The sequence below is a fragment of the Paenibacillus sp. FSL M7-1414 genome (genome assembly GCF_038003195.1).
GTDB classification, from domain to species: domain Bacteria; phylum Bacillota; class Bacilli; order Paenibacillales; family Paenibacillaceae; genus Paenibacillus; species Paenibacillus amylolyticus.
Genome location: NZ_JBBOOS010000001.1, coordinates 580,696 through 596,415 on the forward strand (window position 1 = coordinate 580,696; position 15,720 = coordinate 596,415).

The 15,720-nt window shown below is 47.7% G+C and carries 15 protein-coding genes; all 15 read left to right on the forward strand.

The annotated features are described in order from the left end of the window. The first annotated feature begins 94 nt into the window (after nt 1-94). The 15 genes from MHH92_RS02720 (at nt 95) to MHH92_RS02790 (ending at nt 15,639) form a co-directional block, all read left to right on the forward strand. Nucleotides 95-1,102: a ketoacyl-ACP synthase III family protein gene (locus MHH92_RS02720; protein ID WP_340901767.1), complete on the forward strand. Its 1,008-nt coding sequence runs from the start codon at nt 95-97 to the stop codon at nt 1,100-1,102. Continuing rightward, nucleotides 1,038-2,432 (forward strand): preATP grasp domain-containing protein, encoded by a 1,395-nt coding sequence (locus MHH92_RS02725; RefSeq protein WP_340901769.1) that lies wholly within the window; start codon nt 1,038-1,040, stop codon nt 2,430-2,432. Before MHH92_RS02720 ends, MHH92_RS02725 begins: the two co-directional genes overlap by 65 nt. Then, nucleotides 2,433-3,722 (forward strand): diaminopimelate decarboxylase, encoded by a 1,290-nt coding sequence (lysA, locus tag MHH92_RS02730; protein ID WP_076319492.1) that lies wholly within the window; start codon nt 2,433-2,435, stop codon nt 3,720-3,722. A 15-nt stretch (nt 3,723-3,737) separates the two neighbouring features. Beyond that, the gene (locus MHH92_RS02735) at nt 3,738-3,998 is read left to right on the forward strand and encodes an acyl carrier protein (RefSeq protein ID WP_253505386.1); all 261 of its coding nucleotides are present in this window, start codon (nt 3,738-3,740) and stop codon (nt 3,996-3,998) included. Nucleotides 3,999-4,114: 116 nt separating this feature from the next. Next, nucleotides 4,115-4,870: a hypothetical protein gene (locus tag MHH92_RS02740; RefSeq protein ID WP_340901770.1), complete on the forward strand. Its 756-nt coding sequence runs from the start codon at nt 4,115-4,117 to the stop codon at nt 4,868-4,870. Between the two features lie 19 nt (nt 4,871-4,889). Beyond that, complete coding sequence (locus MHH92_RS02745) at nt 4,890-5,837, forward strand: ketoacyl-ACP synthase III family protein (protein WP_340901771.1); 948 nt, start codon at nt 4,890-4,892, stop codon at nt 5,835-5,837. Nucleotides 5,838-5,862: 25 nt separating this feature from the next. Further along, nucleotides 5,863-6,597: a hypothetical protein gene (locus tag MHH92_RS02750; RefSeq protein ID WP_253505391.1), complete on the forward strand. Its 735-nt coding sequence runs from the start codon at nt 5,863-5,865 to the stop codon at nt 6,595-6,597. Then, nucleotides 6,597-7,754 carry an acyl-CoA dehydrogenase family protein gene (locus tag MHH92_RS02755; RefSeq protein WP_340901772.1) on the forward strand — a complete coding sequence of 386 codons (1,158 nt, stop codon included), beginning with the start codon at nt 6,597-6,599 and terminating at the stop codon, nt 7,752-7,754. Before MHH92_RS02750 ends, MHH92_RS02755 begins: the two co-directional genes overlap by 1 nt. Continuing rightward, on the forward strand, nt 7,747-8,700 hold the full coding sequence (locus MHH92_RS02760; protein WP_340901773.1) for a hypothetical protein: 954 nt from the start codon (nt 7,747-7,749) through the stop codon (nt 8,698-8,700). The genes MHH92_RS02755 and MHH92_RS02760 overlap by 8 nt, the downstream gene beginning before the upstream one ends. Before the next feature lie 13 nt (nt 8,701-8,713). Further along, nucleotides 8,714-10,099, forward strand: coding sequence for an MATE family efflux transporter (locus MHH92_RS02765; protein ID WP_340901774.1), 1,386 nt, complete (start codon nt 8,714-8,716; stop codon nt 10,097-10,099). Between the two features lie 33 nt (nt 10,100-10,132). Further along, nucleotides 10,133-11,263: an arginase family protein gene (locus MHH92_RS02770; RefSeq protein ID WP_340901775.1), complete on the forward strand. Its 1,131-nt coding sequence runs from the start codon at nt 10,133-10,135 to the stop codon at nt 11,261-11,263. Further along, nucleotides 11,260-12,237 (forward strand): LpxL/LpxP family acyltransferase, encoded by a 978-nt coding sequence (locus MHH92_RS02775; RefSeq protein ID WP_340901776.1) that lies wholly within the window; start codon nt 11,260-11,262, stop codon nt 12,235-12,237. The genes MHH92_RS02770 and MHH92_RS02775 overlap by 4 nt, the downstream gene beginning before the upstream one ends. Before the next feature lie 24 nt (nt 12,238-12,261). Further along, nucleotides 12,262-13,620: an insulinase family protein gene (locus tag MHH92_RS02780; protein ID WP_340901778.1), complete on the forward strand. Its 1,359-nt coding sequence runs from the start codon at nt 12,262-12,264 to the stop codon at nt 13,618-13,620. Nucleotides 13,621-13,635: 15 nt separating this feature from the next. Continuing rightward, nucleotides 13,636-14,853, forward strand: coding sequence for a M16 family metallopeptidase (locus tag MHH92_RS02785; RefSeq protein ID WP_340901779.1), 1,218 nt, complete (start codon nt 13,636-13,638; stop codon nt 14,851-14,853). A gap of 30 nt (nt 14,854-14,883) precedes the next feature. After that, nucleotides 14,884-15,639 carry a 4'-phosphopantetheinyl transferase family protein gene (locus tag MHH92_RS02790; RefSeq protein WP_340901780.1) on the forward strand — a complete coding sequence of 252 codons (756 nt, stop codon included), beginning with the start codon at nt 14,884-14,886 and terminating at the stop codon, nt 15,637-15,639. Nucleotides 15,640-15,720: the final 81 nt, after the last annotated feature.

Sequence of the window (15,720 nt, forward strand, 5' to 3'; positions counted from 1 at the left end):
TATGGTTAGTCCAATAGATGAGAGCTTCGGATGAAGCTCTCTCCCTATATTGAGAGTGCTCCGTATGATGGGTATAACGAGGTGTCCTAAACCGATGCATATCAAGCAAATATGGTCATACATTCCCAAGTTCGTCGTTCCTGTCCGGGAGTTGAGCGAACATCTGGGACTCAAACAAGCCCAGACCAAAGTGTTGGAGAAAATTCACGGTCTGAAACAGGTTCCGCAAGACAAAGACGGTGATCTGACTAAGCTGTTAGGACGTGTGCTCGCCCAGGTGGTAAACAGTCCGACAGTTGTTCCATCTTCTATCAAGTATATCATTTATTGCCACACAATTCAGGAAAATTTCCCCTTTCCAATGAAGGTATTGCAAGGTTTGAAGCAGGCTTACGGTATGCATCATGCCATTGCGTTTTCACTGACACAGCAGAACTGTGCCTCAGGTCTGATTGCGTTGGATGTTGCTGCAACATTGCTGCCCTCTTTGGAAGAGGATGATCATATTTTAATCGTAACAGGTGAAAAAACGTTCAGTCCCATTGTACAGCTCATCCCCAATACAACCGTTATGGGCGAAGCTGCGGCCGCCATACTGGTTGGTAAAACCGGCCCGGGAAGCAGGATGATGGGGCTTACGAACGTAACCCTTGGACAATTCTGCAACGTGCTGACAGGTGATCCCGAGACGCTCAAGGAATTTCAGGAAATCTATACACCCCAGCTCTGTGATGTCATTCACGAGGCAATAGATGGGGCGGGCCTGACGTTGGAGGATATCCGTTATATTGTCCCGCACAATGTGAATCTGTCTTCATGGAAAAAGGTTGCTGCACGATTGTCCTATCCATTGGAGCGGGTGTACACATCCAATGTGGGAGAAATCGGGCACTGCTTCTGTTCCGATCCCTATATTAATCTGAAAGAGATTTCAGATCAGGGGCTTTTGCAGAAGGACGACTACTATTTGCTTGTCACGGTTGGGCTGGGAGCAACATTCAGCGTGGCGGTGATGCAGTTCGCAGAAGAACGAGGTGATGAGATTGACCACACTGTTGACCGGATTTTCGAGAAAGCTGAAGCAGGCGCTTACAGGTCATGATGAAGCTGTTTTTATTTATATAAACAATTTTGAAGTCGAAGAATACTGGAATGAGCAGGGGGTACTGAAGTTGCCTTCCCTGAGTGTTGGTTCGGCTGCTGACGTTGTAAACCGGATGGAGGAGCTGGGGATTTTCCTGGCAGGTGAACAGGATGTCGTATTGCTCAAGGAACTGCCGGATTCCGGGTTTATAGCAGATGCACAGGCCATCGGTTTTGGTCGATCACGTTTAATTGCTACTGAATATAATGAACCGGGATTGAACATTACGGCTAACATCCTGCATTGTCAGCGTACGCTGGACAGGCTGCGTGAACTTGCAGATAGACAGGATATACAGGCTTATCTGGTTCCCTTCGGAGCCTCGGATCAGGAAGAAGAACTATCCCAACGCACAGGTATTCCCCTTGCCGTACCACCGGCTGACATTTTCCGCAAAGTCAATGATAAGGGCTACTCCCGAAGGCTTAATACCGAACTGGGTGTCCGTCAGATTCCTGGCTGTGAGTGTTACTCCCTGGAGGAACTTACGTCCGGATTTGAAGATATGAAATCCGTGTTGGAACAGGGCGGGCGTATTGTTATGAAGGATTCGATGGGCGTCTCGGGCAAGGGAATCACCGTTATTGCAGATGAAGCCCGTTTCCACAAATGCATGAAATTGCTGGAGAAACAGGCAAGCAAGAATGGGATAAGAGCTGTGAATTATGTGCTGGAGCAGTGGATCAACAAAACATGTGATCTGAATTACCAGATTTTAATTCATCGGAGTGGTGAGGTTGAATTTCTTGGTGTAAAGGAATCATTGGTCGAACAAGGCGTTCATCAGGGGCATCTCATGCCACCACATCTTGGTGATTCGCAGATCGCGGTAATCCGGGACGCTGCGTTGCAAATAGGTGCTGCGCTCCATCGGGATGGATACTACGGTATAGCCGGTATCGATGCCATTCTGGATGAGGACGGAAGTGTGTGGCCTAATCTGGAGATCAATGCAAGGTTTAACATGTCGACGTATCAGACTGAGATCCAGAACCAGTGGATTCCTGAGGGGATGTTAGCTTTGGCCAAAAAATATACACTTCGTTTGAATCACCGCCTGGATTATGAAAAGTTAAGGTCAACACTTGGTCCTCTGTTATTTGATCCGCTGAAGGGCGAGGGGATACTTATCAACAATTTTGCAACGGTCAATGCGGCCTTCAAAGGTGAAGATCGTGTGTTCTCTGGTCGTCTCTATGGTGTCATTATTGCTCATTCGGCAGAGCAGCTACGGTCGACGGATGCTGCTGTTGAAGCCAAGTTATCATTCATAAACGAGGTGAAGTAGATGTCTGGAGATTATCAGATTCAAGGGCTTGCGATTTCGGCCATCGCTGCAAGATTCGGTACACCATTATACGTCTATGACGCTGAGGTATTAGAGCGAGTATATGAAGAACTTCGCAGCCTGCTGACTCCAAAGGTGGAATTATTCTACTCATTAAAGGCTAATCCCAATATTTCAATTGTTCACCTGCTTCAGGAGCTTGGAGCCCAGGCAGAGGTCTGTTCCATGGCCGAATTACATACCGCACTACAGGCGGGTACAAATCCGGAGCGTATAATCTTCCTCGGACCAGGCAAGACCGACGCGGAGATAACCGCATGCATTCGTCATGGCATCTACGCAATCGTCTGTGAATCGTTTCAGGAGCTTAACCGCATTGAAGCCATTGCAGCTGAAGAGGGACGGATTGTCCCCGTGGCACTGAGAATCAATCCTTCTTTTACCGTGAAGGGCTCACGGCTCACGATGGGTGGCAAACCACGCCAGTTTGGCATGGATGAGGATACTGTGATGCAGGGACGACAGCAATTGGAACGATGCTCACATGTGGATATTATCGGTCTGCATGTATACATGGGGACCCGTATGCTTGACGTGGAACCTATTGTGGAGAACACACGTCACATTCTGGAGCTTGCCGAACGGCTGGAGGAGCAACTGGGTATTCGGCTGCAGATGGTAGATGTGGGCGGTGGTCTTGGAGTTCCGTATTACGAGGGAGAACAGCCGCTGTCTGTGAGTGCCCTGTCTGCACAATTGAACCCTTTGTTCGAACAATTCAAGGAAAAACATCCTGACATCAGACTGTTCATGGAACTGGGAAGGTATCTGGTGGGAACCAGTGGGATGCTGGTTAGCCGAGCCTTATATGTCAAGGAGTCGTATGGAGAGACGTTTGTTGTGACCGATGGTGGTACCAATTGTCATATGGCTGCGGTCGGAATCGGTTCGTATGTGAAGCGCAATTTCCCGATTGCATCTTTGTCACGTTACGGAGAATCCCCGGTTGCAGAGTTTAATATAACTGGCCCTTTGTGTACCCCGAATGATGTTATTGGCAAAAAAGTAAACCTGCCTCCCGTTGAACAAGGGGATTTAATTGGTGTATTTCATTCCGGTGCCTACGGTCCTACTGCTTCACCGACCCATTTTCTCAGTCATGGAAGTCCGGCTGAAGTGATGATTAGTGGTGGAGAAGCCCATCTGATTCGGGAAAGGGATACTCCCGAAGATCTACTGGGCAAACAGCGTTTGATCCCTGTTTCACATTCCGCAGTAACCAACAGATGAGGAGAGATGATGATCATGACAACCGCAGTATTGCTTGAAGAAATCAAAGGTGCCCTTGCCGAAGTGCTGAATATGGAAGAGAACCACGCTGTTACATGGGACACATCTTTATTTGATGAACTTCATCTGGATTCAACGTCTGTTCTGGAACTATTGATGACGTTGGAAGACCGTATTGAGGGGCTGGAGATCGACCCGGATGAACTGGAACCAGATGTATTTAACACAGTGGGTTCACTAGCTGTATATATCGAAAAGCAACTCGTTGCTGCCTGATGGCGGCGCCTGTTACCATCCGGGACATGAAGGTCAGGCTGTTTACGGACAAGCAGCCTCCGTTCGAACATCCGGAGTTGTTAAGATTTCACAGTGATTTGTTGGCGGGGTCCCCCGTGGTCCCCCGGTTTCATCTGCTGGAGGGTCGTTATAACAATGCCTATCATGATATGAGTGTACTACTGCTCGAAGAGTCGGGGCTGGATCAGATCATGGGAGACGTGGATGTTCTCCTGCTGGCCTATCATTTTCCCAATATTCGTCCAGATATCTCCATTGTCAACTACCTGATGGACCGTTATCAGGCACGGTTCCTGAGTTTTGCCGTGAACGATATGGGGTTCGGTGCACCGTTCGCGGCACTTCATATGCTCCAGCATTATCTGAACAGCGGCAACTACGATCGAGGAATGCTGCTTGTGCTTGATCAGACGTCTCTTCCCTACGAGACGGAAGGAGTGGGCGAGATTGTAGAACCCGACACGGGAGCTGTTCTGGTTCTGGATCGGTTGGCAGAAGGCGGTTCATCCCTTGTTGGTGTGGAAATACAATATGCCGAGAGTTCGATTGCCGAGACAGCAGAATTGTTGCTGGACAGGCTTTGCGCTCAGGTATCCGTTAATCTGGCTCAGATCAGGCTTCTTGTCCATCCGCTGTTGGAGCAGGAAGTGTCCGGTACCGAATGGTTTCATGCTACAGGCTGGCAAGGGAGTTACGATCCTGCCCACTGGAGCGCTGCACCATTCTTTGGTCTGAAGCAACTTCTTGAAGATCGGTGCACAGATGAATACATATGTCTGATGCACCTGGAGCCAGATGACAAGTTTATCTATGCACTTCTCATTCATGCAGGTGGATACGAAGAGCTGTAATCAGGAGGAGGGAAACGTGATGGGGCTGGGTATAGTGGATATCGGTGTGTATTTGCCTGATCAGATCGAAGAGCCTGAGGTTATCCTCGAATCCTTGGGACTGGGTAAAGGAGAGCTTCAATTACTGCGCAAATATCATCGTCTGAACGGTGTTCCCGTTACCCCTCCGGGTCAGCATCTGGATACTTCTATCGTTCGCGCGATTGGACAGCTTGTTGACAGACAACCTTTGCCTGCCATTGACCTTGTGCTCTATGCCCATTCTGCACATGTACAAGCACCAGGGGATTATAGGCCCTTGCAACGGGCTCTGAGTGAATATGGGCTCGAGCATATCCCCTTTTATAGTATTTCACAGATGAATTGTGCGTCCTCGATAGCCGCTCTTCAATGGCTTGAACGAATCTCCCGTACACAGCCTGATATTCGTAATGTTTTATTGGTATGTGCCGATCAGTTTAATTTCATGCCACCCGACTGGAGATATATTCGAAAGTCTACGATTCTGGGTGACTCGGCTGTTGCCATGCTTCTATCCAGAAACCATGGTCAGCACATCTTACAGGCTGCTCATGTTCTTCGGGATACGAGGTTCCATACCGGATATTATGCCGAAGTGGAAGAGATGACGTCATTTAACAAGCTGTATGTGGATCATATCATTCGAGGTATGGAAGAGCTGCTGTCAGCAGAGGGCCTGACATTTCATGATGTAGATCATATCTTTCCCCACAACGTCAATTGGACTACATGGAAGGAGTTTTCAAAGCGTACAGGCGTGGATCAAAAACAAATTTACCTGGATAATATCCCGCGGATTGGACATACCTTCTCCACGGATGCGTTCATCAATCTAAGCTCCGGGCTAGAGAATGAATGGGTGCATAAGGGGGAGAGGTCCGTACTGGTCAGCATTGGGCTGGGCAGTTTTTTTGGTTTTGCGTTAATTGAGCATGGAGATTGTTGATCATGAGTCAATAGGAGGAGTGCATATGTCAGTCTTGAATTCTGATGAGGTAGGTACTGTGCCGGTTGGTACAGAGGCCGCAGGTCGTCCGGTACCCACTGTAACAGATCTGCTGGAAGCAGCAATGTTGCGTTTGGATACACGTCCCGTGTTGTTATGCCAAGGGGGGATAATACTGGCGACACCTGAACTCGTGAAAAGTGGGCCATGGATATGTCATGCAGAGACAGGCCATATCTACGAATGGAAACAGGTACGTGCGGATCGGGTGGAAGATCGGATGTTGGAGCCTTCAGGTCTTTTACTCTACCGAATATCGGAACTTCGGAATGAAGATGTGGCATTTTTTGAAAGACAAGATGATGTCACAGGTGATATAACTGATCTCCGAAAACGGTTGCTTTATTTCCGTACTGAACTGTGCAGCGCAGGATTGGAGCAAGTGCGTAATCATCTAACCAGTCGCAACTCAGGGGGGCAATCCACACTTCAGCATCAACTGGTCAAGGGCATGATTGCTGATGTTTTGACTGTACTATATATGGCTGAGACTATTCAGTCGGATGAATTCGTATTAGAGCAGTCAGGCATTTCGGAGGCTCGTACAAGCGCATGGGTCCATCAAGAACTGGACGAGGCCTTCCGTCTATTGCAGCGTCTTGGAGGAGGATTTGGCTATTTGCGACATGCAATCTCGGCTTACGTGTATGCAGGTCAAATGGTCAAAAATATGCTGCTCATTCCGAAGGAGGCCTTCTGATGATTACACGATCTACCATTGCTGTTTTTGAGCAGGAAATGAAACAATATGCCACGGAATTACGTGATATTGGCCTGGTCATTGACCGTGAACCTGAGCGTATAGCTGAGTTCACACATCTGGCATCTCTGCAAACCATCAATCGCATGATGATCCCGCCGGAATATGGCGGTGAACCGATCGTCACTGTAGGTCAGGAACGATATTATGGTCTTTCCTGTCTGGAAAGAGTTATCGCGATTGAGGAACTGTCAGCAGGTGACGCCGGTGTATTTCTCGGGAGTCCGGGTCCATCGATGTCCAGTGTAATCATATCAGCTCTGGCTGACTCACAACAGAAGGAGCGGTACTATTCTCATTTTCTCAAGGGACCCGCGTGGTCATTCTTCGCTCTTACTGAACCGGAAAAGGGCTCGGATGCTACGGGTATTGGCACACGAATTTCGCGGAACAAGGAAGGCACACTGAACCTTGATGGACAGAAGTTCTATATCGGTAATGGTAGTCGTGCCAGCATCGGACTGGTATTTGCTCAGACCAATCGTACGCCTCTCGGCATCCAGATTGCGCTGGTAGACACGTCTGTGCAGGGATTCAGCGCCATACCTCTGGATACGATGGGGGTTAGAGGTGTGCAATTGAGTCACCTCACGTTGGATGGTTTTCCGCTGGCAGAGGAAGATATCATCGGGCGTCATCTCAGTCCAACCAAGCGTGGATTATGGGGCGCGCTTCAGACCTTTCATCGTATGCGGCCTGGTGTCGCTGCACTTGCGCTTGGAGTCGCACGGGCAGCATATGATTATGTGAAGGAGCAGAGGTCTGTTTTCTCGGAGAGGGAGAAGGTGGAGTTAGAGCGACTGGAGATGCGCCTGCATTCACTCCGTAGCATGATTCGCAGCGCAGCGGCGGAGATTGATGCGGATGTGCAGAAAGGGTATCTGGCTTCCCTGAGCAAAATTCGTGCTGGAGCACTGGCTGAGGAGGCCACGGAACTGGCGCTTGACCTGATGGGACCTGGTTCCATGATTGACCATCCTTTATTGAATAAATGGTATCGGGATGCACGTGCCTTCGAATTCATGGAAGGAACTACCTCCATTCAGAAGATCAACGTTTTCCAAGCCTATGCCAATGGAAAAATGAAGCATGCCTGATACGCTGAATAACCCTCGTGCGATGTCTGTCTATGTTAATCATATCTGTTGGGTTACGGCCGAAGATCACTTGTATACCACGGACATGCTCGATGTGGAAGATTACTATTACTTATCCCCACACATATATATGGAAGAGAACTATTATGACAGGTCTACTGTGCGAACCCGCTCTTTGCGATCCGATGATCAACGGGTAACTGCCGGTGATCTTGCGCTAGTTGTCATGGAACCTTTGGCTTCTGGTACAAGTGAGCGCTGGGATCTGCTGATTCTGGCCCAGACCTATCCTGAACGTTACGCCATGAATCCACCTTTGGCCCGAATTCTGGAGTCTACCTCCTGGAAGGTGGACTATCCACTGGCACTTTCCCATATGGGACCACTCGCTGCTACGGAAGGAATGCAGGCTGCAGCATGGACACTAGGGAGAGAGGAACGGGGGATGTTTGTTCTGGCGGAACAACGTGTGATTGAAGAGCACGATTCTCCCGGAGATCTGTCTGATATGGCTGTTGCCTTGGAGTTAAACAGACAGTCCGGTGCTCTTGCCGTGAATTATATAGGAAAGAGAACGGTTGACGATATCGAAGGGAGTGTTATGGCTTCAGAGATTATATCCATTATAGATGAGTTCATGGATGCTGGTCAGACGGAAAATATTCTTCTTCAATCCCGTTTACGTAGACACATAATCTCTTATTCGAAGCCAGGCATGTCCTTGATCAAGTCAGTATACCACGTACCTGAAACCATCGATTACCAAAGTGGCGACGTGTGGATACAGCTCGCTGAACAATTACAGAACGGAAACATAAAGGTAGATGATCGTGTTCTATTGATATCCTGGGATGGCGAACGGCTGTTATCAGCCTGCTGTGTACATGTAATACATATGCCTGTCCTGAGTCGTCTCACACTACATCAGGAAGTGAAGACATCATGAATGGAGGAGGGGATTGAATTTGAAAGGTCTGGATTACACTTCGGGATCGGTGAACCGGCTGTTAATCCGCACTGCAATACCAATGCTGCTTGCTTCTTTGGTTAACGTAACAACGCAGCTGGTCAATGTTTTTTTTATGGGTCATACCAGTCAGACCGTGTTATATGTGCTATCACTGTATATTCCCATTTCCTTTATCATGATTGCACTTGTGGAAGCCATGCAATTGTCGGTTCAGGTTGCTGTCTCACGGAGCAGAGCGGAGGGTTCGCGGGCTTTTACATCGCTACTTGGGCATATGCTTGGCAGCGCAGCTATTTTTTCAATTGTTGCTGGCGGTGTGGTTATGCTGGTGTCGCCACTTCTCTCCTGGTTTTATGCCGTCCCTATGGATGTAAGGCCCATGTTTACCATTTATGTGGCGGGCATGATGGCAGCAGGTGTGCCCGCTGTGCTCGCAGCGGTGGGTGGTGCCGCATTGCGTGGGTTGGGCCGGGCTCAAGCGGCAGCGTGGAATTCCGTAGGTACGGCATCGCTCAACATTATGCTGGTGTACTGGTTCGTTTCGGTGGCTGGAATGGAATTGAAGGGAATTGTATACGCCAATCTTATTTCTTCAACACTCTCTTTGCTTATAAGCCTCCTGATTCTGATATTGAGGAAGGAATTTGTGTATGAACGGATAACATTTGTGTGGAAACATCTCCTTGCACTTCAGCAGGTAGGCATTCCCGTATTTATTTCGTACTGTCTTATCTTTTTGAGTACTTTCTTTTTCAACAAAATCGTCAGTCGATTTGGGGAAGGGGTAGTTGCTGGATTCGGAGTTGGATACCGAATTCAGACGATGGCTATACTGCCCGGAATCGTTATTGGATCGGCTATCGGGATCATGATTAATCATAACCTCAAAGAGGCTCATCGACCACGTGCATACGAGAGCTATCGCAGAGGCCTGGTACAGTCATTCATTCTTTATGCCGTAATTGCCGTATCCATCTGGGTATGGAGGGAACCGTTGACAGCTTTTCTGATTGCGGATCCCGTATCCCGTGCAGAAGCGGCCCGATATCTGGCAGTGGTTTCCCTTTCCTATCTCACCATGGGTCCTATGATGACAACGCTGCTTACCATGGAACAGAGCGGACGCGGCTATCAGGCCCTGCTTATGAATGCTGCATATTTTCTGCTTATTATTGTTGCAGGGTGGGGGCTGACACGAATCTTTGATCATGTGGGATACTTCTATGGCGTCATTGCTTTTGTTAATGCAGCGAGTTTATTATGCATCTTACCCGTGATCAGGCTGTTCAAAAAGGACTATACAGATTCATCCGGGCATAAACCAACTGACGCGGATGAGCAGGAGGGTCTAGCTGCTCAGAGTTATTCGACCTAGATATAACCAATATCAAATAGAGGAGGTCTCATTATGAAAGCTCCGGAACCTGTATACCTAGTACGCCGCATCGGCGATACGTTGATTGCAGCCGATGAGACGTTCAGCCAGTTCTATCAGATTGAACCCGCTGAAGAATTGGAGACACGTCCGATCCCCCAGCTAGATGGCATTGACCCTCCAGATGAGCCTTATTTTTCACTGGAACCTCTCGTAGGTCAAGATTCACCGCATCTCTATATGCTGGGTATTCCCTATTCGGGAGGTTCAGGTATGGAGGGATCAAAAGTCGCGGGATTTGAGCAATCTCTTCGGGCCGAATCATGGAAAAAGGTAATGTATCCAGCTCTGACGCAATCCCGCATATCAGGACTATATGACATTGGCAGTGGCCAGAGATTGCTTGAATCAGTAATGATGCAGGATTTGGGTACTTGCCAAACAGATGATACGGATTCCTACTCGAAGGGTCTTAACTCAGCTCTGGTATATACGGAAAGGGAAGAGGCGCTACTGTGCTGCATTGGTGGGGATCATTCCATTACGTATTCCATCCTGAAATCCATATTGAGTCGATCCGAAGCAAGAATCATACTCGTCCAGTTTGATGCCCACCATGATTGCGGGGTGGATGCTATTCATCAGAGTGAGATGCATCATGCCAATTTTGTGAGGCATCTACTGACGGAGGACGGTATCGCCGCAGTCGTGCAGATTGGTCTGCGCGGCCTTCGTTCTGTAGATCAGATGTACAAACATCCCAAATTGGTTCAGATTCCTGCAGAACAGATGACCCCGGAACGAGTGCGAACAACCCTGCTTGATATACAGCACAAGTTTCAGGCGGAAGCAGCCTATTTATCGTTTGACTTAGATTGTCTTGATCCTGGGAGTTTTCCTTATGTTGATTTTCCTATCAGTGGAGGCCCGTCATGGTTTAACACCCGAAACTGTGTGGTCGCAGCACTGGAATCCTCCTTGCCCTATGTGGGCTTTGATATGGTGGAAGGGCAGGAAGCAGAATCGGATGAACGCATTCCGGGGCAATATGAGATGGCCCTCAGAATGCTTACGTATATGATGGATGGCATGCATCGAAATTACCTGCGACATGGAAAGGATGCTCTTAGAGTTTCTCAAGCCTTGGAGGGGACACGTAGATGATGAACTTTAGATCTTTATATGATATGCACCGTGAACAGGTCAGAGATGAACTTCATAAGGAGCGACAGGATGGCATTCATTTGGGGTCCTTTTATGCACTGATGAACATTATCAAGGAGATGGCTCCGCTTAAGCCGAAGCAGTCTGCTGAGTCCATCTGGATGGACTATCTCGCATTTCTTCGTACAATTAATGAGCACAAGAAAAGCCCCTATTCGTTTATGGAGTGGGATGAGGTAGAGGGGCGGGAACATCTGCAGGCAACATTGCGTGAAGGTGGGGCATTATTAACCTGGCATTATGGTTTTGTGAGGCACAATATGATTACGATTGGACAGGAAATACGTGCAGGCCATATGTCTGCCAAGCTTCCATTCTATCTGATCGCCGAGCAGGAAACAGTGGAACAGGAGAAGAAGCTATCCGGTTGGGAGGCCATCCGCAAGTATGCAGGTGCGGAACTGCTCAATGCGGAGGATGAGATGATTGGCATCAGGCTGTATTCCCATTTGCGGAAAGGTGGATCATTCAGTCTTTTTGTAGATGGACAGACCGGATTCAATACGGATAACCATGCTGTTGAACTACCTTTTCTAAGTTCGAAAATTCGCACTCGAAGTGGTATTTTTCGCATTTTGGCCAAAACACAAAAGCCAGTATGTGTATACTTTATGACCCTTACAGAGGACTTTCGTTCCAAGATCGTTTTTCTGCCACCGGTTGTATTGGATCAGGATATTCAGGCTTCTGCTGATAGGATATACGAGCCATTTCGCGAGCAACTGTTAAGCCAACCAGCATTGTGGCGTTTCTGGGACAGGCATCACCAGCAGGTCATCCACTGGAGAGATGATGAAACGTCAATTACTGATGAAGCAGTCAGCCGTGTGGACTGGATTTCCAAGCCACTTGATGGTTTTGGACAGCTCGGTCTGAACACGGACAGTGGAGCAATCTATAATATCAGTTCGTAGATGGAAGTGAGGAGGGGCGGAAAGATGCAGTCTTTTACTACTGAGAGGCGTAACAATCTGTCGGTGCACGTGCTGCCAACACACCAATATGCCAATGATTACGTGCAGATTAACCTGATCAATGCTCAGCAAACTATACCCTCAGCAATATTTGTCATGATAGTCCGTTTGTTAATGAACAGCTGTCGTCGCTTTCCATCGAACAGGCTACTCCAGCAACAATTATGGTCCCTGTATGGTGCAGACCTGACCTGTCGTTTTGATTACAAAGGCGATACTCAGATTGCGTCGATCACGATGCGCATACCTCGTATAACAGACGATAAGTTAATAACTGGAACGCAGATGGAAGCCATACATAGCGCTGTGCAATTACTCGCAGGCTTGTTATATGACCCAGCGATTGATGATCATGGCATGTTCGATGAGATGCAAGTACAGGATGAAATGGCTTGGACTGAACATCATATCGCGTATGATGGAACGGATTGGGACAAGGTGGTGCAGAGCCGTTGTCTGGAATGGATGGGATATGAAGGGCAGAACCGTCAATTGGCTCTGGATGAACTACGGCATTGTGTCATATCTCATGAGTTGTGTCAGCACTATCAGGCATTGATCCAAATTCCGATCCATGTTCATGTTCTTGGCGATATCCATCCTGAGCGAATTATGGATCTGATCTGGGAACAATTTGAATGTGGGAACAGGGAAGTGTTCAAACGCTGTTGTTCGGAGAGGGAATCAGAACTACACCCAATCAACACACAATATCCACGAGAGGAAGAAGTAGAGGGGCGACAAGGTAATCCTGCCGAGCAGCGGGAGGTTGAAGCCATGATGATGGAACTGTTGGACATTCAACAGTGCAAGATCAATGTTACTTATAGTACAGGTATTCGATATGGCTCTGCTTTATATCCGGCTTTGTTTGTATTCCATACCTTATTTGGAGCGACACCCGCGTCCCGGCTGCAGGTCGAATTACGTGAACGTTCCCAGTTGGTATATCAAGTTATCAGCACATTGGATGATTTTCGGGAAACGCTTCACATTACAACGGGCACCAGCAGTGCTAACGTGACGGCTGTTCTCGAAGGAATCGATATGGAATGGAAGAGAATCTGTGACGGAGATGTATCCGAGAGGGAGTTATATACCGCTGTGCAGAATGTGATGCATTATGTTCAGGTCGGATTCGATCTGCCACATCAGGTCATTACAAATCATATGGATCAGGTGTTGAGCGAAAGTCAGATGACGACTGTACAATTCCTTGAAGAAATAGCAGAAGTAACTCCTGAAAGGGTGGCTTCCGTTGCTACCGAGTTGAGGAAAGAAGTCACATGGATTCTGTACCCTGAGAGTGAATATTCCGCATAGTACAGGAGGGAAATCATGAGTACTACTATATTAAATTCATGTGTCTGCAAGCGTTTATCCAACGGCCTGAACGTGAGTATACTGCCACAACCCAAATATAGTCATACATTTGTATCCTGTTCTGTACCCTATGGGTCCATTCACGATATTGCCCTTGCGGGTACGGCACATTTCCTTGAACACATGATGTTTTATAATCCCGATGGTCAGTCCGTCAAATCACTTCTTCATGCCGAAGGGGCCTCAACGTCGGCGCTGACGCGTTATGATGTAACGACGTACCAACTTGCTTGTACAGGCAATCTAAGGAACAGCCTTCAACTTTTTATGAATATGATTGCAACTCCCTATTTCACGAAAGGAAACATTGAGCGTGAGCGGGCGGCGATTCATCAGGAACTGGAAATGTACAAGGATCAACCCTCCTGGCTGGCTCTTCAGCAATTGTTGCAGATGATGTATGGTAACGACCATCCAATCACACAGGATGTTGCGGGCACACCGGAGAGTATTGCCGACATTACCGTAGAATTGCTGAGCAATGCCTATACAAGTCATTATGCGGCTTCTAGAATGTCTGTGGCAGTAGTGGGACCTGTTGAACCGGCGGAGATATTCGAATGGTTAGAGAACTTTTCGATGGATCAACCCAAGATCATGTCCCCTACTCCATTCATTCAGCCGTTGCAGGAACAGGACGAGACTTATAAGGAAATGAATGGTGGATCTTCGATACCTCTTGTCCGGTTTGGCTTTCAGGAAGAGAGGCCGGTTACGCAATTGGAGACTCAGGTTGCAACCATGATTGGTATCGAAGCTCTTCTAGGAGAGACTTCAACATTCTTCACAGAGAGTGTGAAGTCAGGTTTGCTCGGGAAGGGGAGTCATTGGGATCACTATTACAGGCAGGAATTTGCTTTCTCCAATGTCTGTGGGTATTCCGTTGATCCCATTGAATTACATCAACGAGTTAAGGAAGAATGCAGTCGCATTCAGGACCGTACGCTCTCTTCCGAAGATATACACTTTGCTCGGATGAAGTGGATCAGTAACCACTATGCAGATATGGATTCATTGAAAAAACGTTGCATGAACATCTCTGAATATGGCGTTATCGGGCTGGATTACATGCAAATGAGCGAATGTGCTATGAAACTGACGGATGAGGAGATCGGAATCCACCTAAAACGTATAGCGAAACCGAGTCATCTGAGGATGTCCGTTGTTCGTTGAGCAAGAAGAGTAGGGAGAGGGGGTGACCTTGTGAAACCTACAGTTACAGAATGGAAGGAATCCGCTGCGGTTCATTTTGTGGCAAATGAAGTACATATCTGGACGCAGCCTCTTCCGCACAAGGGAGAGGATTTTTTGTCAAGGTTGGATATAGACACCTGTGTACTGAGCCAGGATGAAATTGAACGTGTACAGAGAAAACAGAAACAATCCATGCATGATGCTCAGAATCTGGTTATGTCGCGTACATTTCTGAGAGAAGTACTGGCAATGTACACGGGTCAATCAGCGTCAGATATTTATATTGAATATGGAGCTTCAGGCAAACCTTATGTTCGGTGTGGACCGCAGTTTAACCTTTCTCATACCGAAGGATGTTGTGTACTGGCATTAGCGGCTCATACAGAGCTGGGAATTGATCTTGAGTATGTACGTCCGTTGCTGCGGATGAGCGCGGTGATCAGGCGATTTTTGACGGAAGATGAGAAGTGTTATGTACTGAATCACAGGGAGGAAGAACAGGTAACGATCCGGCGTGTTTGGCAAGTCCTCACACAAAAAGAGGCTTGGATTAAGGCGTGTGGTCAATCTCTGTCCGGACAGTGGCGAAAACTGAATACGATGGGAGAAGGGTTAGATGGGCATCACGTTGTGGAACGGGAAGGGCAACATTATAATTTGCAGTCTTTGAACGTAGGTCCGAATTACTCCGCTACCTTATGCACTACAGGGAAGACAAGACCGCTTGTACGCTGGATGAATGTTGCTGATGATAAACAAAGCTAAGGATAATTTTAAATTATAACTCACATATCTATTGTCTAAACATTGGCATTACCTATAATATGGACAAATGGTACCTTAATT

Excerpts from the sequence above, each read along its gene's own strand:
- MHH92_RS02760 (WP_340901773.1), top strand. The coding sequence starts at position 7,747 with ATGCCTGATACGCTGAATAACCCTCGTGCGATGTCTGTCTATGTTAAT.
- MHH92_RS02785 (WP_340901779.1), top strand. The coding sequence starts at position 13,636 with ATGAGTACTACTATATTAAATTCATGTGTCTGCAAGCGTTTATCCAAC.
- MHH92_RS02780 (WP_340901778.1), top strand. The coding sequence starts at position 12,262 with ATGCAGTCTTTTACTACTGAGAGGCGTAACAATCTGTCGGTGCACGTG.
- MHH92_RS02755 (WP_340901772.1), top strand. The coding sequence starts at position 6,597 with ATGATTACACGATCTACCATTGCTGTTTTTGAGCAGGAAATGAAACAA.
- lysA (WP_076319492.1), top strand. The coding sequence starts at position 2,433 with ATGTCTGGAGATTATCAGATTCAAGGGCTTGCGATTTCGGCCATCGCT.
- MHH92_RS02750 (WP_253505391.1), top strand. The coding sequence starts at position 5,863 with ATGTCAGTCTTGAATTCTGATGAGGTAGGTACTGTGCCGGTTGGTACA.
- MHH92_RS02775 (WP_340901776.1), top strand. The coding sequence starts at position 11,260 with ATGATGAACTTTAGATCTTTATATGATATGCACCGTGAACAGGTCAGA.
- MHH92_RS02745 (WP_340901771.1), top strand. The coding sequence starts at position 4,890 with ATGGGGCTGGGTATAGTGGATATCGGTGTGTATTTGCCTGATCAGATC.
- MHH92_RS02735 (WP_253505386.1), top strand. The coding sequence starts at position 3,738 with ATGACAACCGCAGTATTGCTTGAAGAAATCAAAGGTGCCCTTGCCGAA.
- MHH92_RS02725 (WP_340901769.1), top strand. The coding sequence starts at position 1,038 with ATGAGATTGACCACACTGTTGACCGGATTTTCGAGAAAGCTGAAGCAG.
- MHH92_RS02770 (WP_340901775.1), top strand. The coding sequence starts at position 10,133 with ATGAAAGCTCCGGAACCTGTATACCTAGTACGCCGCATCGGCGATACG.
- MHH92_RS02720 (WP_340901767.1), top strand. The coding sequence starts at position 95 with ATGCATATCAAGCAAATATGGTCATACATTCCCAAGTTCGTCGTTCCT.